Annotated in this window: 19 protein-coding genes; 5 read left to right on the top strand and 14 right to left on the bottom strand. The window is 45.3% G+C overall.

The features are described from left to right. Positions 1 to 502: 502 nt before the first annotated feature. Positions 503 to 1,843: an MATE family efflux transporter gene (locus AC6H3C_RS08695; RefSeq protein ID WP_497520360.1), complete on the bottom strand. Its 1,341-nt coding sequence runs from the start codon at positions 1,841 to 1,843 to the stop codon at positions 503 to 505. A 171-nt stretch (positions 1,844 to 2,014) separates the two neighbouring features. On the opposite strand from AC6H3C_RS08695, the gene accC reads away from it, so the two are divergent. Genes accC through AC6H3C_RS08680 form a run of 3 tightly spaced genes read left to right on the top strand, consistent with a single transcriptional unit; the run spans position 2,015 to position 5,599 of the window. Beyond that, complete coding sequence (gene accC / locus AC6H3C_RS08690) at positions 2,015 to 3,529, top strand: acetyl-CoA carboxylase biotin carboxylase subunit (protein ID WP_497520358.1); 1,515 nt, start codon at positions 2,015 to 2,017, stop codon at positions 3,527 to 3,529. Positions 3,530 to 3,540: 11 nt separating this feature from the next. Next, positions 3,541 to 4,050, top strand: coding sequence for an acyl-CoA carboxylase biotin carboxyl carrier protein subunit (locus AC6H3C_RS08685; RefSeq protein WP_497520357.1), 510 nt, complete (start codon positions 3,541 to 3,543; stop codon positions 4,048 to 4,050). Between the two features lie 13 nt (positions 4,051 to 4,063). Next, positions 4,064 to 5,599, top strand: coding sequence for an acyl-CoA carboxylase subunit beta (locus tag AC6H3C_RS08680; protein ID WP_497520355.1), 1,536 nt, complete (start codon positions 4,064 to 4,066; stop codon positions 5,597 to 5,599). Between the two features lie 102 nt (positions 5,600 to 5,701). Here AC6H3C_RS08680 and hemE read toward each other — a convergent pair whose 3' ends face one another. From hemE to aroQ, 12 genes are all read right to left on the bottom strand, one after another. Then, positions 5,702 to 6,727 carry a uroporphyrinogen decarboxylase gene (hemE, locus tag AC6H3C_RS08675; protein WP_497520353.1) on the bottom strand — a complete coding sequence of 342 codons (1,026 nt, stop codon included), beginning with the start codon at positions 6,725 to 6,727 and terminating at the stop codon, positions 5,702 to 5,704. A gap of 17 nt (positions 6,728 to 6,744) precedes the next feature. Next, positions 6,745 to 8,034, bottom strand: a complete 1,290-nt coding sequence (gene hemL, locus AC6H3C_RS08670) for a glutamate-1-semialdehyde 2,1-aminomutase (protein ID WP_497520352.1) — start codon at positions 8,032 to 8,034, stop codon at positions 6,745 to 6,747. Positions 8,035 to 8,140: 106 nt separating this feature from the next. Continuing rightward, positions 8,141 to 9,133, bottom strand: a complete 993-nt coding sequence (gene hemB, locus AC6H3C_RS08665) for a porphobilinogen synthase (RefSeq protein WP_497520351.1) — start codon at positions 9,131 to 9,133, stop codon at positions 8,141 to 8,143. 85 nt (positions 9,134 to 9,218) lie between these two features. Next, on the bottom strand, positions 9,219 to 9,983 hold the full coding sequence (locus tag AC6H3C_RS08660) for a uroporphyrinogen-III synthase (RefSeq protein WP_497520350.1): 765 nt from the start codon (positions 9,981 to 9,983) through the stop codon (positions 9,219 to 9,221). A gap of 3 nt (positions 9,984 to 9,986) precedes the next feature. Then, on the bottom strand, positions 9,987 to 10,919 hold the full coding sequence (gene hemC, locus AC6H3C_RS08655) for a hydroxymethylbilane synthase (RefSeq protein WP_497520349.1): 933 nt from the start codon (positions 10,917 to 10,919) through the stop codon (positions 9,987 to 9,989). A gap of 3 nt (positions 10,920 to 10,922) precedes the next feature. Beyond that, positions 10,923 to 12,167: a glutamyl-tRNA reductase gene (gene hemA, locus AC6H3C_RS08650; RefSeq protein WP_497520348.1), complete on the bottom strand. Its 1,245-nt coding sequence runs from the start codon at positions 12,165 to 12,167 to the stop codon at positions 10,923 to 10,925. A 45-nt stretch (positions 12,168 to 12,212) separates the two neighbouring features. Further along, a complete protein-coding gene (locus AC6H3C_RS08645) occupies positions 12,213 to 12,575 on the bottom strand; it encodes a hypothetical protein (RefSeq protein ID WP_497520347.1) in 363 nt (120 codons plus the stop codon). 289 nt (positions 12,576 to 12,864) lie between these two features. Beyond that, the gene (locus AC6H3C_RS08640) at positions 12,865 to 13,458 is read right to left on the bottom strand and encodes a class I SAM-dependent methyltransferase (protein WP_497520346.1); all 594 of its coding nucleotides are present in this window, start codon (positions 13,456 to 13,458) and stop codon (positions 12,865 to 12,867) included. A gap of 45 nt (positions 13,459 to 13,503) precedes the next feature. Beyond that, positions 13,504 to 14,055: a 1-acyl-sn-glycerol-3-phosphate acyltransferase gene (locus AC6H3C_RS08635; protein ID WP_497520345.1), complete on the bottom strand. Its 552-nt coding sequence runs from the start codon at positions 14,053 to 14,055 to the stop codon at positions 13,504 to 13,506. A gap of 3 nt (positions 14,056 to 14,058) precedes the next feature. Beyond that, positions 14,059 to 14,724: a B3/B4 domain-containing protein gene (locus AC6H3C_RS08630; protein WP_497520343.1), complete on the bottom strand. Its 666-nt coding sequence runs from the start codon at positions 14,722 to 14,724 to the stop codon at positions 14,059 to 14,061. 157 nt (positions 14,725 to 14,881) lie between these two features. Further along, positions 14,882 to 16,303, bottom strand: a complete 1,422-nt coding sequence (gene pyk / locus AC6H3C_RS08625; protein WP_497520342.1) for a pyruvate kinase — start codon at positions 16,301 to 16,303, stop codon at positions 14,882 to 14,884. Between the two features lie 94 nt (positions 16,304 to 16,397). Then, positions 16,398 to 16,817 carry a type II 3-dehydroquinate dehydratase gene (aroQ, locus tag AC6H3C_RS08620; RefSeq protein ID WP_497520341.1) on the bottom strand — a complete coding sequence of 140 codons (420 nt, stop codon included), beginning with the start codon at positions 16,815 to 16,817 and terminating at the stop codon, positions 16,398 to 16,400. A 176-nt stretch (positions 16,818 to 16,993) separates the two neighbouring features. Between aroQ and xerD the strand changes: the two genes are divergently transcribed. Beyond that, positions 16,994 to 17,893 carry a site-specific tyrosine recombinase XerD gene (xerD, locus tag AC6H3C_RS08615; protein WP_497520340.1) on the top strand — a complete coding sequence of 300 codons (900 nt, stop codon included), beginning with the start codon at positions 16,994 to 16,996 and terminating at the stop codon, positions 17,891 to 17,893. Positions 17,894 to 18,127: 234 nt separating this feature from the next. Beyond that, positions 18,128 to 19,723, top strand: coding sequence for a phosphoenolpyruvate carboxykinase (ATP) (pckA, locus tag AC6H3C_RS08610; RefSeq protein ID WP_497520338.1), 1,596 nt, complete (start codon positions 18,128 to 18,130; stop codon positions 19,721 to 19,723). A gap of 50 nt (positions 19,724 to 19,773) precedes the next feature. Here pckA and AC6H3C_RS08605 read toward each other — a convergent pair whose 3' ends face one another. Next, positions 19,774 to 20,640 (bottom strand): TIGR01777 family oxidoreductase, encoded by an 867-nt coding sequence (locus tag AC6H3C_RS08605; protein WP_497520337.1) that lies wholly within the window; start codon positions 20,638 to 20,640, stop codon positions 19,774 to 19,776. Positions 20,641 to 20,691 lie beyond the last annotated feature (51 nt).

Genomic DNA, 20,691 nt, shown 5'->3' with positions numbered 1-20,691 from the left:
GCCGGTTCTTTTTATTGCTCAAATTGCCATTATTTTACATAAAAGCATAAAAATATCGATAGACAGGAAATATATTCTACAACATATATTTCATTTTTAAATCTTGATTTCCAGTTTTTTAGAAAATCCATCCGGCAAACAAATTTTCAATCGTTAAGAAATTTTAAGGATTTTTTAACGAACCTTTGAAATATGTGCTATATTAGCGGAGCATTTAAAATTAAATGCTTTAGAATTAAATCTTTAGTTGATACCTTTTCTCTTTAAACCAATATCTATTTTCTGATCTAACTAAGCTAAATTATGGACAACGGGTTATCATGACGATGGTAACCCGCCTTTTTTTATACGCACCGGCCGAATTATTTTATTTTTATTATAGTGTCATGTCAAGTCTAAACTGTCGGTCTGAATCAGAACAAGAAATTAACCCTGTCGTGAATATTAAACTTCTGCCTTCTGCCTGTTTACTGTTGACTTGACAATAGCAGTCATTCTGATTCTAATTCCGGCTCATTTTTCCAACCAATCTTTTTAACCGGAGGGAGAAAAGCACGGCAGCAACGGCCAATCCGACCAGGAATCCGATCCAGATTCCCAGAGCGCCTATATTTAAAGTGAAAGCACAAACATAGCTGACCGGTATCCCTACAAGCGAGTATGAAACAAAAGCCATCAACATGGGCACCTTTACATCCGACAGGCCACGCAAGGCAGATAACAAGGCAACCTGGGTCCCGTCGAACACCTGAAACAGGGCTGCAATAACCAGCAACGATGCCGCAATACGGATAACCGACACATCTTCGGTAAACAAATGTGGCAATTGAAACCGTAACAAAATAAACAGGATGCCCATAAGCGACATAAACAACAGAATTAAGTGCAGGGACGCGAAGATGGTCTGCCTCAGCAAAGGATAATTTTGAGCTCCGTATTCATGGCTGACGTGAATGGTCGTGTCCGCTCCCACTCCCAGGCTGATCATGTACGTAAACGAGGCCATGCCCAGAGCTACTTGGTGAGCAGCCAGCGGCTCCTTGCCTAACCAGCCCATCATCACCGCCCCCAGACTGAATGTCAGCACTTCCACGATAATCTGTAAGCCAATTGGCAAGCCCACGGCCAGCAATTCGCGGATTTTTTTCGCCTGAAGTTTCGCCTGACGGGCCAGGCTGAACAGATGTTTGTATCGTTTATTTTTCATCACCACCGGGATGAGCAAAAGCGGCATAATTATCCTTGAAATCAGAGTCGCAACACCAGCACCAGTCAGTCCCATTTCCGGAAATCCGAATTTTCCGAAAATAAGCAGGTAATTCAGGACGACATTCACCAGATTGGCGGTCAGAGTAATCGCCATCGCAATTTTGGTATTACCGATCCCTTCAAAAAACTGCTTAAATGAATAAAAAAACAGCAGCGGCAGCAGAGACGCCACCAACAATAAAAAATATGAAAATGCCTTTTGTGAAACCTCTGCAGGCTGACCCATCCTGCCAAGAAAAAAACTCACACCGGTCATGATGACCAGGATAACAAAAGCAGACAGCACATGAAGAAAAAATCCGTTTTTCAAATATTCCCCTACCTCCTGCTCCTTTTGCTGGCTGAATACTTTTCCAACCAGCGGTGTTATTCCCATGGTAATCCCAATTCCAAAAAGCATCCCGACATGAAAGATACTGTTCGAAAACGAAGCGGCAGCCAATTCGGTAGTCCCGGCATGGCCAACCATCATATTATCGACCAGCGAAACGGTGATCTGTCCTACCTGCGAAAGAATCACCGGAAAAGCCAGGTTCAGGTTTTTTTTATAAAGAGGTAAATAAGTTGCTATCATTTTTTCAGACAAAACTGCAAAATTAGACGAAGTTTCACTGAGATTACGAAACCGGAAGCAGATAAAAACAGAAACTTCAAACTTTTTCCCAAAAATATGGTTTTAATGTAGAATTATAATAGTTTTATTCCCTTTAAATATCTACATATTTACTCGTGTTAAAACCTGTTTATGAGAAAAATTAACAAGATCCTGGTAGCCAACCGGGGAGAAATTGCCGTCCGAATTATGCGTACTTGCCGTGAAATGGGTATCGCTACGGTTGCTGTTTTTTCTGATGCCGACCGAACGTCAATGCATGTCAGATATGCTGATGAAGCCTGGTACATCGGACCATCTCCTTCCAAAGAAAGCTATTTAAAGGCCGAAAAAATCATTGAGGTTGCCATACAATCAAAAGCCGACGCCATTCATCCAGGCTACGGCTTTTTATCTGAAAATGCCGGATTTGCCCGGCTTTGTCAAACAAATCAGCTGATTTTTATCGGTCCTTCACCCGAAGTTATTGAAAAGATGGGCGACAAAATTGAGGCCCGCAAAGCCATGATTGCGGCGCGGGTACCGGTTGTTCCCGGCACCACCGAAGCGATTCAATCGGAAGAAGGTGCTTTGAAAACCATCCGGGAAATTGGGTTGCCGGTCATGATAAAAGCATCTGCCGGAGGTGGCGGTAAAGGGATGCGGCTGGTAAAGGAAGAGCCTGAAATCGTCCCGTCGGTTCGCGCGGCCCGTTCTGAAGCCATGGATGCCTTTAACGACGATGCTGTTTATATCGAAAAATATGTGAGCTCGCCTCACCACATCGAATTTCAGGTATTGGGAGATCAGCACGGAAATGTGATCCACCTGTTTGAGCGGGAATGCTCCATCCAGCGCCGCCACCAGAAAATGGTAGAAGAAACACCTTCGCCCCTGATGACCCCCGAATTGCGTGAACAAATGGGTAAACATGCCGTGAATGCGGCAAAAGCGGTTAACTATGTCGGCGCCGGGACCATTGAGTTCCTGGTTGACGACCAACTTAACTATTACTTTCTCGAAATGAACACCCGCCTTCAGGTTGAACACCCGATTACCGAACGGGTTACGGGGGTCGATCTGGTAAAACAGCAAATCCTGGTGGCCGAAGGACATGAACTGACACTTAAGCAGGAAACCCTGAAGCAACAGGGACATGCCATTGAATGCCGGATATATGCCGAAGATTCAGATAACAATTTTATGCCCTGTCCTGGTCGGATTCATACCATCACGCAGCCCCTGGGGCTGGGTGTCCGCACCGATGGGTATGTGTATGAAGGCTATGAAATCCCGATCCATTACGACCCGATGATTTCCAAATTGATTGTTTGGGCCGAAAACCGGCAGGAAGCCATCCAACGGATGAGAAGGGCGCTATACGAATATAAAATTACGGGAGTAAAAACGTCGATTAAATTTCTGGAACGGATCATGGATTCGAACGACTTCAGGGAAGGAAAATACGACACCAATTACATTGAGAAGAATAAAGAAACATTGCATGAAAAAAACCGTTGCGACAAAGAATGCCAGGACATGGTTCTGATTGCCACATACATTGATTATTACAACCGGCTGAATAAGGTCCTGCCAACAAAACAGCTCAACCCGGTTGAAAACCGCTGGAAGAAATATACATACCAAAAAAACTTTGACCGACTTTAATCTGATAAATTATGCCGATAGAAATAAAACTGGATGATCGTATTGCCAAAGTAAAAGTGCTGAATCAAAACGAAAATCTACTGGAAATTATGGTCGACGACAAGGTTTACCATGTTGACCTGATGCACAATGATGAAGGGACTTTTTCAATCCTCGAGAACAACCGTTCATTCAACATTTCCCTGGTGCCGTCGAACAAACCAAAAACGTACACGGCGTACACGCTTTACAATACCTACGAACTGGAAGTCATTGATGCCGAAATGCGCTATATCCGAAGCCGCGGCGAAGGCGGTCTTTCGCAAAGCGATAAGAAGATCACGGCGCCCATGCCCGGAAAAATCGTCAGGGTATTGGTTGACGCGGGGCAGGCCATCGCCAAAGGCCAAACGGCTGTTATTATTTCGGCCATGAAAATGGAAAGCGAATATAAAGCCTCCGTTGACGGCGTGGTTAAAAAAATAAACATCAAAGCAGGAGACACGGTTGAATCAAACCAGGTATTAATCGAAATTGAATAAAAAACGATCAAAAATGGACTTAAAGGCAAAATTTGAACATTTTGAAAAAATAAATAAAGCCGCCGAAATCGGGGGCGGAGCCGAACGTATTGAAAAGCAACATGCTGCCGGCAAAAAAACAGCCCGCGAACGGATTCTCGACTTACTTGATCCGGGGACATTCAACGAAGTTGACAAATTAGTCACACACCGCAGCACCGAATTTGGCATCGATAAAACAAAAATTCCCGGCGATGGCGTTGTTTGCGGTTACGGAAAAATTAACGGTCGTCTGGTCTATGTATTTGCCCAGGATTTCACCGTTTTTGGAGGAACCATGAGCCGCGCCAATGCTGATAAAATTGTGAAAATCCAGGAAATGGCCGTCAAAATGGGCAAACCGCTGATCGGCTTAAACGACTCGGGTGGCGCCCGAATCCAGGAAGGGGTACAAAGCCTGGCCGGTTATGCCGATATCTTTTACAACAACGTGATCTCATCCGGGGTTATTCCGCAAATCAGCGTCATTCTTGGACCTTGTGCCGGAGGCGCTGTGTATTCCCCTGCCCTCACCGATTTTATTTTTATGGTGAACGGGTCGAGCCACATGTTTGTAACCGGACCCGATGTAATCAAAACAGTGACACACGAAGATGTCAGCAAAGAAGACCTTGGAGGCGCAATGACGCATGCGGGGAAAAGCGGGGTCGCTCACTTTACCGGCGACAACGAAGAACAAACCCTGATGATGGTGCGGGAGCTAATGAGCTTTTTGCCCCTGAACAACATGGAAGAACCGGTGGAGAAAATTCCGACCGACCCGGTTGACCGGGTAGATGAATCGATGAACGAGATTGTTCCCGTTGATCCCAACAAACCTTACGATATGAAAGACATCATCTACAAAATTGTTGATGATGAACATTTTCTGGAAGTGCAGCCCCACTATGCAGCAAACATCATTGTTGGTTTTGCTCGCTTTGGTGGAAAATCAGTCGGCATTGTGGCCAACCAACCAGCCCACCTGGCCGGTGTTTTAGATATCAATTCGTCGGCAAAAGCAGCGCGTTTTGTCCGGTTTTGCGATGCGTTCAACATCCCGCTGGTGACCTTGGTGGATGTTCCCGGATTTTTACCGGGCACCCAACAGGAGTTTGGCGGGATTATCAAACACGGCGCGAAACTGCTTTACGCTTTTGCCGAGGCTACGGTCGCAAAAATTACGGTAATTACCCGTAAAGCATACGGCGGAGCCTATGATGTGATGTCGAGCAAACACATTGGCGCCGACGTCAATTACGCATACCCTACCGCAGAGATTGCGGTTATGGGCCCCGAAGGCGCCATCAACATCCTGCACCGGAATAAATTAAATGACGAAGAAAAAGCAAAAGCCGTTGAAGAGTACCGCGACACTTTTGCCAACCCTTACCGGGCAGCAGCGCTGGGATATATTGACGAAATCATCTACCCGAAGGATACGCGGGTAAAAATCATCAATGCGTTGGATATGACCCACAATAAGCGTAAATCCAACCTTCCGCGCAAACACGGGAACATTCCGTTATAGCTGTACGAACTCATCCGATAAAAAAAAATCCCGAAAATTCTGAATCTTCGGGATTTTTTGTGAGCTTCCTGCGCCTGTAATCGAGACGGCCACAAGCCGGAATCAGGCCCATTTTGTGCTCTTAATCCAATCAACAACAAACCGGGCATTTTCGTAAGGAATATCGGGCAGAAAACCATGCCCCAGGTTAAAAATCCATTTTTCATTTTCCCGGAAAAAAGATTTATACCTTTCCAAAACCTGTTCGATTTCCTGCGGCGTACCGTAAAGATACCGGGGATCGAGATTACCTTGCAGTCCAATCGCCGGATGTACCAGTTCCCGGGCATGTTCCAACGGCATTTGCCAGTCGATGCTGACAAAGTCGGCCAGATCGGGCGTTATGTATTTCAATCCGGTACCTAATCCTTTCGGGAAAAATATGAACGGCGTTCCGGAGTCCCGGACAAGCCTTCCGATTTTCTGAACAGCAGGCATAAACAACTCCCGGTACATATCGGCCGGAACCAGGTTTGCATGCGTTTCAAATAACTGAAAAGCATCAATCCCATGTTCAATTTGCTTTTGGGCATAATGCGCCGAGAGGTCGGCAATCGCATCGATCAGTTTTTTGGCTTCTTTTTTATGTTGAAAAAGAAATTTGACAGCTTCGGGAAAATTCGGATTGGAACTTATCCCCTGCACCATGTAACACAAGGTGGTCAGTGGAGCGCCACAGAAACCAATCAACGGGGTATTTTCCGGTCGCTGACGAATAATCTCATCAATATTCCGGTAAATATATTCCAGTTTGTCCGGTTCCGGGTTTAGATGACCGGCCGGATTACTCAATCCTTTCAGGGGTTTATTAAAAACCGGCCCGTGATCAGTAAATTCGAGATCCATTCCCATGGCATTCGGGATAACCAGAATATCGGAAAATAAAATGGCAGCATCCACCCCGAGGTCGTAAACAGGCATCAAGGTAACTTCGGCCGCTAAGCGGGCATCCTCCATCAATTCGTGGAAGGTATATTTTTCTTTCAGCTTATTGTAATTGGGCAATACCCTTCCGGCCTGGCGCATAAACCAAACCGGCGGACGTTCGGTTTTTTTCCCGTTCAACTTATCCAAAAAAATTGACTGCATTCCTGTTCTTTTTTAATTTAAAGGCTTTTCATCGCTTGTTCGCTTGCCTGGATCAGCCGGTCGATATCGGAGTCGGTATGAGCGTCTGATACAAACAGGCACTCGAACTGCGACGGAGCCATATAAATACCATTTTCCAATGATTTCTTGAAATAGGCGGCATAACGAACAGTATCCGATTTCATCGCCTGATCGAATGATTTCACCGCTTGTTCGTCAGTAAAAAACATCGTCATCATGGAGCCAATGCGGTTAATTACTCCCGGTATACCTGCTTTTTGCAAGTTGCTGATCAAACCGGATTCCAGTTTGGCCGCTTTACGTTCCAGTTCGGTGTAAATCGAGTGGGTTTCTTTCAGTATTTTAAGCATCACGGTACCGGCAGCCATTGCCAGCGGATTCCCGGACAAAGTTCCGGCCTGATAAACAGGGCCTTCCGGCGCCAGCTGGTCCATAATTTCGGCTTTACCGCCATAAGCTCCCACGGGTAAACCGCCACCGATAATTTTCCCAAGCGTGGTGAGGTCGGGTTTGATATTGAAGCGCTCCTGCGCACCTCCCGGAGCCAAACGAAAACCGGTAATCACTTCATCAAAAATCAGCAGGGAACCGTATGATTTGGTCAAATTTCTAAGCCCGTGTAAAAATTCGGCTTCCGGCAAAACAACTCCCATATTCCCTGCGACCGGTTCCAAAATAACGGCTGCAATTTCATTGCCACGCTCTTCAAACAACTTCTCTACTGACGGGAGGTTATTATACTCGGCGATCAGCGTATTTTGAGCAGCAGCTTTCGTCACCCCCGGACTGTCGGGCAGGCCTAAGGTAATGGCGCCCGAACCGGCTTTGATCAAAAAGCTGTCGGCATGTCCATGATAACAGCCGGCGAATTTAACCACCAAATCCCTTCCTGTAAATCCCCGGGCCAGGCGTAAAGCGCTCATGGTAGCCTCGGTGCCGGAATTAACCATGCGGACTTTCTCTACCGACGGGACCATCGCTGTAATCAGTCCGGCCATCTCGGTTTCGATCAGGGTTGGAGCGCCGTAACTGGTTCCCAGTTCGGCCGTCTTTTTTACGGCGTCAATAATCTCTTCGCGTGCATGGCCCAGGATCAGCGGCCCCCAGGAAGCTACAAAGTCGAGATATTCATTCCCGTCGATATCCCAGATTCTGGCCCCCTTTGCTTTTTGAATAAACAACGGATCGGCCTGTACGCTGCGAAAGGCCCTTACCGGCGAGTTTACCCCGCCCGGGATCAGTTGTCGTGCCTGGTTAAATGCTTCTATGCTTTTATTGTAGTTCATCGTTACATGTTTTGTGTTTTGTGTTTTGAGTTTCTGAAAAATGGTGACCAAATGAAACGGGTGCGAGGCAATTGTTCATGACTGTTCAACTGGTCCGATAACTAATTTACACCCGGTTTCCTTTTTTTAATTCACTCAGTACAAATTCTTTCGCATGATAGGTGATGATCACATCAGCGCCGGCGCGTTTAATCGAAGTCAGAATTTCTTTGATCAAACGTTCTTCATCAATCCAGCCATTGGCTGCTGCCGCTTTTACCATCGAAAATTCGCCGCTTACATTGTAGGCTACCACCGGCATGTTAAAACTTGTTTTTACCCGGTTGATGATGTCAAGGTAACTTAGTGCAGGTTTTACCATGACCATATCTGCCCCCTCAATGATGTCCTGCTCCACTTCGCGCAGAGCCTCATCGCTGTTGGCCGGGTCCATCTGATAGGTGCTGCGGTCGCCGAATTTCGGGGCGCTTTCGGCGGCATCACGGAAGGGTCCGTAAAAGCCGGAAGCATATTTCGCCGAATAAGCCATGATGGGCGTATTCTCAAATCCGTTTTCATCCAATGCTTTTCTGATGGCGCCAACACGTCCGTCCATCATATCGCTGGGCGCAATGATATCGGCGCCGGCTTTTGCCAGGGTAACCGATTGGGCTGCCAGCGTATGTAAGGTACTGTCGTTATGAACATCGCCGTCGATAATGGTACCGCAGTGCCCGTGCGTGGTGTACTCGCAATTGCATACATCGGCCACAATAACGAGTTGTGGCACAGCGGCCCGGAGGGCGCGGATCGCCCGGGGCACAATTGCATCGTGACTGCATGCAACATGTCCGTCCTCGTCTTTCTTTTCAGGAATGCCAAACAACAATACCTTATCCACTCCTGTTTTTTCAACCAGACTTTTTACTTCGTCCACCAAACGATCGATGGACAACTGGTAATTGCCGGGCATCGATTTTATCGGGTTGCTTACGTTTTCTCCGGGACAAACGAAGTAAGGCATAATCAGATCGTCCCTGTTGACTTCTGTTTCACGAACCATATTTCGGATTGCAGATGTTTTACGAAGTCTTCTTAATCGTGTGATCGGATAACTCATAGTTCAATATTTTGATGGTCTTTTTTTAAAAAAAAAAATAATCACTGCCGGTTTCCTCCGGCAAAAAACGGGAACAGCCAATTTATTATTTTCTGCCGGATTTACCGTAATTTTTCAGGGCTATTTCAATCGTTTTTTCTGCCAGTCCTCTGTAACCGGGAGTGGCAGCGGTTGCCAACGGTTCCAGATTCAGTTCCCGAATTGCAGCCGTTGTGGTCTCTCCAATGCTGACGATCCGTAAATCAGAGCTGGTTCTTTTCAGACGGGCATGCAGGTTTTTTATGGCCGACGGACTTGTCACAACCAACAAATCATACCGGTCCTGTTCAATCTGTTCCAGCAACTCCCGGTCGATGATTTCAGGCATGACGGTTTGATAAACATTCACACGGTCGACCGGATTTTGAGATGAAAAGCTGTTTTGTATGGTATCCGGGGCCAGCGTTCCCAGCGCGAGAAGCATGGCTTCGCCCGGAGAAATCACCCCTGCCAGTTCGGTGACAAAATCGACTGCCGATTTTCCGCTGCCGATAAAATCAGCTTTCAGCCCGAAACGGTCCAGTTCTTTTGCCGTGCTTTCACCAAGCGCTGCAATCCGGTTCTCCCGCACAGGCGTATATTGACTGAAAAAAGCAGAGACTGCATTTTTGCTGGTAAACACCAGCCACTGATAGTGCGAAATATCTTTAGGCAGCTGAACCGGAAGCTCCTTCACCTCAATCATTGGCAGATAATGAATTTCTGCGCCCAGATTGCTGATGATATTAAAGAAGTCATCCGGTGTTTTTTGCGAATAGGTGCAAATGATGATTTTGCCGTCCAATATGTTTGGCTCCTGCCGCTTATCCATGATTCACAAAAGAGTTCGAATCTGATCAAGAATGTCTTTGCCTCCTCCGTCCAGTATCGCCTGCGCCAATTCAATGGCTTTTTCCGACGCTTCTTCCATGGGGCATTCGACCGATTTACGGATATAGTTTGAGCCGTCGAGCGCCGAAACCAGTCCTGTTAATTTTATGTTCGAACCGTCGACCTCGGAAAAACAGGCTACCGGCACCTGGCATCCACCCTCGAGGGTGCGCAGGAGCCAACGTTCGGCCATAGTTGTTTGCCAGGTGGTTTCATCCGAAACGGCATCAATAATTCGTTGAACAGACTCGTCGTCTTCGCGAATTTCGATGGCTACGGCCCCCTGGCTCACCGCCGGCAATATCAGGTTCGGATCCAGAAACTCCGTGATCAATTTTTCATAACCCAGACGGATGATTCCGGCGCCTGCCATAATCAGGGCATCGCAATAGCCATCCCTCAATTTCTGCAAACGGGTATCTACATTCCCCCGGATATCAACAATATTCAGGCGGGGGTTAAAATGAAGCAGCTGGGCTTTCCGACGCAGGCTCGATGTGGCAATCCGGTCGTTCCCGGTCATTTCTTCCAGTTTTCGACCGTCGCGCGAGATGAATACATCCCGTACTTCGCCGCGCGGCAACATGCCTCCAATGATCAAACCTTCCGGTAATTCGGTAGGCAGGTCTTTCAGACTGTGCACGGCAAGATCCACTTCTTGGTTGATCAGCGCCGTTTCAATTTCTTTTGTAAACAGACCTTTGTCTCCAATTTTCGAAAGAGAAACATCGAGAATAATATCACCCTTGGTTTTGATCACGATGATTTCCACATTCAACCGGGGAAAAGCGCTTGATATGGCCGCTTTCACCTGTTCTGCCTGCCAAAGGGCCAGTTTGCTTCCCCTTGTGCCTATCTTAATGGTTTTATTGCTCATTTTTTAGGAAGAAAAAAGATCGTTGATGATTTTCAGAAATTCTGTTTGCCGACCGTTATTGCTCATGGCTTTCAGGTTTTTGATCATTAAGTTGGTCAGCTTTTCTGTGATGTGTTTTCCGTACTTCTCCATATTCCGGACCTCTTCTTCAGAATGAAATTTCCGGAATACCGCCAGTTCATCGCTGTTCATCTGACTGATGGTAGAAACCATATTTTGAATGACAGGTGAAAGGTTCTGGATGCTTAACCAGTCTGAAAACTCGATCACTTTTTCGCCAATAATACCTTCGGCCACCGAAACATAGGCTTTTTTCTTCTCCATGTTTCCCGCAACCACTTCTTCAAGATCATCAACATTAAGGAGTGAAACTCCTTGTATCTCGCTCACATCCGGGTGAATATTCCGGGGAACTCCCAGATCGATCATCATCACGTGCGGGTGACCGTTCAGGTGAGCTTTGATTTTTTCAGCATCGAGAATTGGCTCTTTGCTTGAGATGGAGCTGACAATAATTTCGGCTTCATGGATTCCGTCCATTAATTTTGAGAACGGAAGCGCTTCTCCCTGGTAACGTGCAGCCAGCTCTTCTGCCTTAACAACGGTCCGGTTGGTCACTATGATGTTTTTACAACCTTTTTTGTACAGGTTTTTAATAACAAGCTCTCCGGTTTCCCCGGCGCCGATCAATAATATTTTTTTATCCTGCAAATCACGAAACTGATCACTGCATTTTTCAACGGCAGCATAACTGACCGAAAAAGCGCCCGCGCTCATTTCGGTGTTGGTACGCACCAGCTTGCCTGTTTCCAACGCTTTATGAAACAACCGCTTCAGCACCTTACGAACGGTTCCGTTTTCTTTTGCCTGGCTGTATGCTTCTTTAATTTGCGAAACGATCTGGTATTCGCCCAATACCATCGATTCGAGGCTGGAGACCACCCGGAAAAGATGTTTCACCGCTTCATCGTTTTGAAAACGGTAAAAATGCTTGTCCATTTCTTCTCCAACACCCGCGTATTTCCTCAGGTAACTGATGATGATGGTAAATGCTCCCGTTGAACAGCATTTATCGGCCTTAAAGTATATCTCGGTGCGGTTACAGGTTGACAGGATAACCAATTCTTCAATATACTGGTTGTTTGCAATGCTTTTGGATAAGCTGGAGCATTCATCTTTGTTTAAAGCAAACTTTTCGCGAATATGTACAGGCGCCGACTTGTGGCTTAAACCAATAATTCCAATCATAATGGCTGTAAAAATAAAATTTCGGGTACTTTTTAAAACCGGGTATTATACCAAACAGGGTGGAGAAAGTCCGAAATAAACTGAACTGTATTCCTTAAAATACGGGATACCAACAGCATGCTGAAAATTATTGATCGTGTGCGGAAGTATCAAATGTGTTGTTGCTAAAGGGAGCGCTGATCCCGAAACTACTGATTGATCCGGCTCATCATCCTGAAAGCTGATTTGATAACAAGAGAAATGATTTGTATGGTTAATTTGTCCGGTATCGAATAGAATGTTCTTTTCCTCCGGATCCGGCGTCACTTTGGCCAATGCATCCTTACTCGTCCCAAGTGTGAGAACAAGCATAATTCCTGTCAGAAGCAGGTAAGGTACAATTGGTCCGGCAAATCCGAGAAAAAACATAATACCAGATTTTTATGCAAATTTAATAATCTGTTATAAAAAAGACTGCTAAAAGGAAATAAAAATAATTGACACTTGTCAACTTAATCGCCTTACAGATTGAATTTTAATATAAAAACAAGCTTTATGCTTCCGTTCAACAATTCTTTTATCTCGCTCGTCACAGTGAAAAACAACAGAACAAGCCGATAGTTCTTGGAAAAGTTGTTTTTTTTAAAGGGAAATTCTGCAGGTGAAACTCCTCAGTTAAAGCCCGACATGTATTTATGACAAAAGTTATCCGAAACACCTACTTAACGGCCACCAGTTGGACTACCGACGCTTTCCCGTTATGATAGAGTCCCTCCCGGATATCAAGGTCAAGCTGGCGTATCGAAAGCTTGGAAAATTCACTGAAATCAGCTTCCAGTTCCGCTTCGGAAAAAAGCATCGCTTCATCTCTCGGGCCACCGGTGTCGTTGTGGATTTGCTCTTTTGAGAATCCTTCAAGAATCAAAGTCCCTCCCGGTTTTAACGATGCAGCAAGTTTCCGGTGACACTCGCGGCGTTTGGCTGCCGGCATATGCGTGTAAATAAGGGCCAGACAGTCAAATTCACTGCCAGGAAGTTCGATCTCATCGTAATTCTGAATCACATAGTTAATGCTGACCTGGTGACAGCCGGCCAGCTTTTCTGCTTTTTTCTTTCCTTCCGCACTACTGTCAAAAGCCAAAACCTGCCAACCCTGCCGGGCCGCATATACGGCGTTACGCCCCTCTCCTTCTCCCGGTAGCAGTATCTTTCCCGGCTTTAACGTTTCCAGTTCCTGTTTAAAAAACAGGTTTGGTTCGGTTCCGTAGGCATATTCTTCTGCCGCATATCGTTCGTCCCAGAAATTCATCATCTTAAAATTTGCTTGTTTTATTATCCTTATCAGCCATTCTCCTGTTCAATCTTCCGCTGTAAACTGGCCGGGATGTTTTCCTACAACACCTTTTGCCCGGTAATAGGCTTTCATCCGGCGGATATCTTCCTGCGGGTCATCTGTTAATTCAAGGGTGTCAATCCACCCGATTTCTTTCTTGCCAAAATCGAAAAAACCAAGGTAAACAACAGCTCCGGTGGCTTTGGCAATGGTATGAAAACCGGCCTTCCACTTTTTATTCAGTTCCCTGGTTCCTTCGGGCGTAATGGCCAAATGCATCGTTTCCCGTTTATTCATTTCTTCGATGATCTGCTTGACCACCGAAACGCCTTTGGTTCGGTCAATCGGAAGGGCACCCATCTTTTTCAGAAAAAAACCCAGAGGCCAAAAGAAAAATTCCTTTTTGATGACAATGTTGGCGACTCCTCCTTGCGATGTATAATATAAATAAGAGATTACAAAATCCCAGGCGCTGGTATGAGGCACCCCAATGATGATTGCTTTCTTATGAGGCATGACTCCGTTTACCGGTTTCCAGCCCAACAAGCGTAACAGGAAGCTACAAACAGATTTCATAATTCAAACAGTAATTTGATAGGTTTCGAACCGGGAAGCTGACGCGAATTCGGTCAGTAGGCGCACAGCCATCTGGCTGGCATCGTGCAACTGGTAACCGCCGTTGTATGAGATAATCATCATCAGAAAACGACTGGTATCTTCTCTTACCCCGGTTCGTTCGGAGTCGGAAGTAGGCGTACCAAAAGCGCCTTTCCTGTCTCTGAAAACAGGCATCCCTTCGATATTCAATTCGCCGCGACCTAAGCCTTCGTACCATTCGTCGGTTTTACCGATTCCCATTACCACCTTCCCCTCAATCCGGTCGGCATCGTATCCCCCAATCGAAAAGCCGGAACTAATCGAAACCAGGTTCAACAAATCCACCACATTGTTGATCCGGTAAAGGCCTTTGCCGCTGACCACCCGCCTGAGCAAAGCTTCGGCTGAGAGCCTGTAACGGGCCGGGTCTTTTCCGCAGGCCTTGTAGGCTTCGCGCGACGATGCAATAGCCGGAATATGACGGATATCTTCGGTGTCGTACCGTTGGGCAAGCTTACCACATGTATCCTCAATCAACTGCCACAGCTCAGGGCAGGACGGCTCCACCTGCACATCGCATTCAATACACGATAAAAACACATCAGGGCAGCGATCACCCAAATCTTGTCCAATGGAAATATTTTTCATCCGGTTTACTGAATTGTTTGGGCAAATTTAAAAAACAATACCAGTTCAACTAAAGAAAGAAACAAAATGTGATGCCGTTTGCAGCTGATTAATTAAAAAAAAGACTGTCCCGTAAATACACAGAACAGTCTCTTCGACTGAATATAGTTTGAAATTCTTATTCGTTATCCTTGTGAGTCAGTTTGTCGACCGTAGAGATCTCCATGAAAGAAGATCCTCCTCCAATACCAAAACTACCACCAATATAAACAACCATATCTTCGGGTTCCAGTTTTCGTTCATCCAGCAACGATTTCAGGGATGTACGGATCATTTTGTACTTATTGCGCTTTGGCTCAATCACACTTGTACGCACACCATACGACAAGGACAGGTGGCGGGCAACTGTGGCATCATAACACTGCGCATATACCGGGTTATCGCCTCTGAAAGCAGCCAGGTAGCGGGCCGTTCTTCCGGTAAGCGTGTTGGTAACAATTGCTGTAGTTTTCAGTTCCTTCGATGCCTGGATGGCTGCTTCGGCCAGGTATGCGACCACCTCATTTTCGACCGAAGGGATGGTAATATCGTTCCGTTTGTCCTTACTCAGCTCAATTTCCTGAGCAATACGGCTCATATATTTAACCGCTTGTTCGGGATAGTTTCCGTAAGCTGTTTCGCCGCTGAGCATGATGGCATCGGCCCGGGAGTAAATAGCGTTTGCCACGTCGCTCACTTCGGCACGTGTCGGACGTGGATTGTCAATCATGCTATGCATCATTTGCGTGGCAACAATCACCGGTTTTTTACGCTGAACTGCCTTTTTAATTAGGAGACGTTGAATACCCGGAATTTTTTCGGCCGGAATTTCAATTCCCAAATCACCGCGTGCAACCATAATACCGTAGGCATAATCCAGAATTTCGTCAATATGATTTACTCCATCCAGGTTCTCAATTTTGGCTATAATTTTAATCGGGCTGTTAAACCTATCGAGTATTTCCTGCACTTTCAATACATCTTCTTTATTACGAACGAATGAATGGGCAATAAAATCAACCTTATTTTTTGCAGCAAACTCAATAAATTCTTCGTCCTTTTTCGAAACGGAGGGAAGTTGAACACTGAAACCCGGAGTATTAACACTTTTCTTATTCTTAATGGTCCCACGGTTTTCAACTTTGCAGAGAACATGGTCCTTGTGTTTTTCAACTACGCTTAATTCAATTTCTCCGTCATCAATCAAAATTCTTCCGTCAGCAGGAATTTCCTCGTGGAATTTCGGATACGACACCGTCAAAACCTCTCTGCCTTCCTGACTTGCTCTCAAAATTCCGGACACCTCCACAAATTGCCCATACACCACCTGTATGGGCTTCTCCAACTCAGTTGTCCTTATTTCAGGTCCTTTTGTATCTACCAGAATGCCAATCGAATCAGATACGGATCTGATATTATTGAGCACGTTTAGTGCGCTCTCACTTGTGATATGCGCGGTGTTCATCCTGGCAACATTCATTCCTGCTTTGAACAACGATTCAACAAACTCAGGTTCACACCTCAGATCTGAGATCGTAGCAACAATTTTCGTATGTTTCATTTCAAACTAAATAAAATTATGGGGCCACGAAAATAGATATTTTTCTTTACGACGAGAAAAACTTTGTTTTAGATACGGATAAAATAGCTAAACGTTAATCTTTCATAAAACTTTCTATCCCCAGGCGGTACGAATCCAGACCGAATCCCATAATACTGCCACGGCATACCGGGCCAATGATTGATTCGTGACGGAAATTTTCGCGGGTGAGAATGTTGGAAATGTGAACTTCGACAACCGGGGTCGTAATGCCTGAAATAGCATCCCGAATCGCAACGGAGGTGTGTGTATAAGCGCCCGCATTTATGACAATCCCATCGTAGTGAAAACCGGCTTCGTGAATTTTATTTATGATCTCTCCTTCGATATTCGACTGAAAATATTCCAGATAAACAGCCGGATATTTATTTTTTAATGTTATAAAATATGTTTCAAAGGCTTGATCACCATAAATATTTTTTTCTCTTTTGCCTAATAAGTTCAAATTTGGACCATTTATTAACAATATTTTCATTTTTACTTTATTTTTTAAAAAATAACTAGTAACTTTAACAACGCTCCTACGTATTGAAAATTATGTAATCTTGGGGAGAAACTTAATCTCAATACATTTCGGAGTTATTGAGTGGAAACAAAGAGAACCAAAATTATTTAAATTGTTTTTAGAAAAAAATCTAATTGTTTTTAATTATGAAATGGGAAGATAGCAAAAAAGGGTTCGAAATTTTTCTGAGACTTGAAAAATCATTATCTCAGAATTCAATTGCAGCGTATATTAATGACATCAACAAACTGATGGCATTTTTAGACGAAAGTTTTAAACGGCTAACGCCTGAGAAAGTCAGGTTAAATCACCTGAGAAGTTTCATCGAGTACATCAATGATCGCGGTGTATCACCGCGAACACAGGCTCGTACCATCTCCGGGATTAAATCGTTCTTCAAGTACCTGCTCATGGAGGGAAAAATCAACAGCGACCCGACAACGCTCCTTGAATCTCCGAAAATCGGGCGTAAATTGCCTGATGTGCTGACCATGGAAGAAATCGATTTAATCATCGACGGCGTTGACCTGGCCAAATCGGAGGGGCAGCGGAACAAAGCGATGCTTGAAACGCTTTACAGCTGCGGCCTGCGTGTTTCAGAGCTGGTTAACCTGAAAGTAACCAACCTGTTCTTCGATCAGGGCTTTATTAAAATTGAAGGAAAATCTGAAAAAGAAAGATTAGTTCCTGTTAGTTCAAAAGCGATTGAAGAAATTACCAAGTACCTGCAAGGCTACCGCAAAACATTAAGAATCAGCCCGGAAAGTGAAAATGTACTTTTCCTGAATCGCAGAGGGAAGAAATTAAGCCGGGTGATGATTTTTACGATCATCAAAAACCTGGCAGAAAAAGTTGGACTGAACAAAAAGATCAGCCCGCACACCTTCAGGCATTCATTTGCAACGCACCTGATATCAGGAGGCGCCGACCTGCGTGCCGTTCAGGAGATGCTTGGGCACGAATCAATCCTGACAACCGAAATTTATACCCATTTGGACAGGGATTATTTGAAAAATACCCTGACTCATTTTCACCCGCGTTCATAAGAGTTACCGGTAATTTTGATAATAATTTCTTAACATTTAAAAATTAAAGAATTATTTATACACCTTACTGTAAGACAGCGTGTTGAACAACACGCTGTCTTTTTTTTATATCGTATTTTCGCGAATAAGACCAATTTAAAAATGGCCGTCCCCCCCGGTCTTGAAAAAAAATTATTTTTGTGAGTCGAGAAAAAAATGGTTTTGTTGGAATTATTAATTTTTTAATTGTTGACTATGAAAAATCTAGATTTATCCAGGTATGGTATTACCGGAAACATAGAAATCGTTCACAATCCGTCTTACGAAGAACTCTTCCAGGCCGAAATTGATCCGGCCAACGAGGGTTTTGAAAGAGGCGTATTAACCAATACCGGTGCGGTAGCTGTTGATACCGGCATTTTTACCGGTCGTTCACCTAAAGACAAATTCATCGTACTGGACGACACAACCAGAGATACCATGTGGTGGGACGGCACCATCAACCGCCCGACTTCCCCTGAAGTTTTCGACGCCTGTAAAGACTTGGTGACTAAACAATTGTCGAGTGCAAAGAAAATATACGTTGTTGACACCTTCTGCGGCACAAACGAAGATACCCGGATGAAAGTACGTTTCATCATGGAAGTAGCCTGGCAGGCTCACTTTGTAACCAACATGTTCATTCGTCCTTCTCACTATGAACTGGACAATTATGGCGAACCCGATTTCGTTTGTTTGAACGGATCAAAAACAACCAACCCAAACTGGAAAGAACAGGGACTTCACTCTGAAAACTTTACCCTTTTCGATCTGACCCGCAGAATGCAGGTGATTGGCGGTACCTGGTACGGCGGTGAAATGAAAAAAGGTATTTTCGCCTTGATGAACTACTACCTTCCGCTGAAAGGCATCGCTTCGATGCACTGCTCGGCTAACGTAGGTACCGATGGCGATGTCGCTATTTTCTTCGGTTTGTCGGGAACCGGTAAAACAACCTTATCGGCCGACCCAAAACGTTACCTGATTGGTGATGACGAACACGGCTGGGACGACCACGGCGTATTTAACTACGAAGGTGGTTGCTATGCAAAAGTAATCGACCTGAGTAAAGAAAACGAGCCGGATATCTGGCGCGCCATCAAACGCGATGCTCTTTTGGAAAACGTTACTGTTAAAGAAGACGGAACTCCGGATTACTCAAAAGAGGCTTCAAAAACCGAAAACACCCGCGTTTCTTACCCGATTCATCACATCAGCAAGATTGTTCTTCCTTCACGTGCAGGCCACGCGAGCAAAATTATTTATCTGAGTGCAGACGCATTTGGCGTATTGCCTCCGGTTTCTATTCTGGACGATCAATCGGCTCAATATCACTTCCTTTGCGGTTACACATCGAAACTCGCAGGAACTGAACGCGGGATCACTGAACCCCAAATGTCGTTCTCTCCTGCATTTGGCGAAGCGTTCCTGACCTTGCACCCAACCATGTACGCAAAAACACTGGTTGCCAAAATGCAGCAACACGGCGCTAAAGCTTACCTGGTTAATACCGGATGGAACGGAACCGGCAAACGGATGTCGTTAAAAGACACCCGCGCCATCATTGATGCCATCATCGACGGATCAATTCTGGAAGCTGAAACCAAACACATTCCGGTATTGAATCTGACCGTTCCGGTTGCCTTGAAAAACGTTTCTGAAGGAATTCTGGATCCCCGCGATACTTATCCGACAGAAGCTGACTGGACAGTTAAAGCCAAGCAACTGGCTGCCAAATACATCGCGAATTTCGAACAATATTGCGATAACGAAGCGGCTATTGCATTGAAAGCTGCCGGTCCTCAATTGTAATTTTTTACAGCAACATAGCAAAAACCCTGCTTCCGGCGGGGTTTTTTATTTTAGCCCTCTCCCACAATTTCCTGTAAACTTTGGGCCAGCGTGGGATACTGAAAGCGGAATCCCTGCCTGAGTAACCTGTCGGGAACGACGAACGGACTTTGCAGCATCAGTTGAGCCGCGTTTCCATACACCAGCTTTAACAGGAATGCCGGTACCCGAAAAAATGCCGGTTTTTTGAGCCTTTCAGCCAGCAGCTTTGTCAGGTATTCGTTGGTAACCTGCTCCGGCGCCGTTAAGTTATACAGGCCGCTAAACGCACTGTCAACGATACTTTGAGTGAAAGCGGCAATCAGATCATCGATATGAATAAAAGGGAATGCCTGCTTTCCGTGACCAATTTTTCCGCCAAAGCCGGCTTTAAAAACGGGTAACAAATTCTGAATCGTTTGTGAGTTTTTCCCCAACACCACACCCGTTCGGAATATCACCTTACGAACGTCGCTATCGAGCCTATCGGTTGCCGATTCCCAGTCTTTCACCAATTTGCCAATAAAGCCGGCGTCAAAGTCAAAACTGTTTTCATCGTGACTTCCTGACGACGAATAAATACCGGTTGCCGACATGGAGACAAACACCTTGGGCTTCTTTCCGCCGGAAATCAGATTAACGGCCTGCGTTAATCTTGCCGTTGTAACCACCCGGCTATTATAAATAACCGATTTATTGAGTTTTGTCCAGCGTTTCAGTATCGGAGCGCCACTCAGATTAATCAAAGCGTCACAGCCGGTCAACTCGGCTGCAAGCGCTTCAGCGTTACCATAAATCAGCAAGCGGGTCAGCGGCTTCATCCGATGGCCTTGTTTCTCCAGCTTTGTTGCCAGTTTCTGCCCAATGTAACCATGTGATCCGGTGATTGCAATCTTCATAACAGCGCGATACCTTTTTAAATGTATATATACAATTAATTTTTTTAAAAG

The sequence above is a fragment of the Gaoshiqia sp. US2 genome (genome assembly GCF_059705485.1).
The sequence above is the reverse complement of the archived record's forward strand: the minus strand, read 5'-3'. Positions and strand labels throughout refer to the sequence as shown.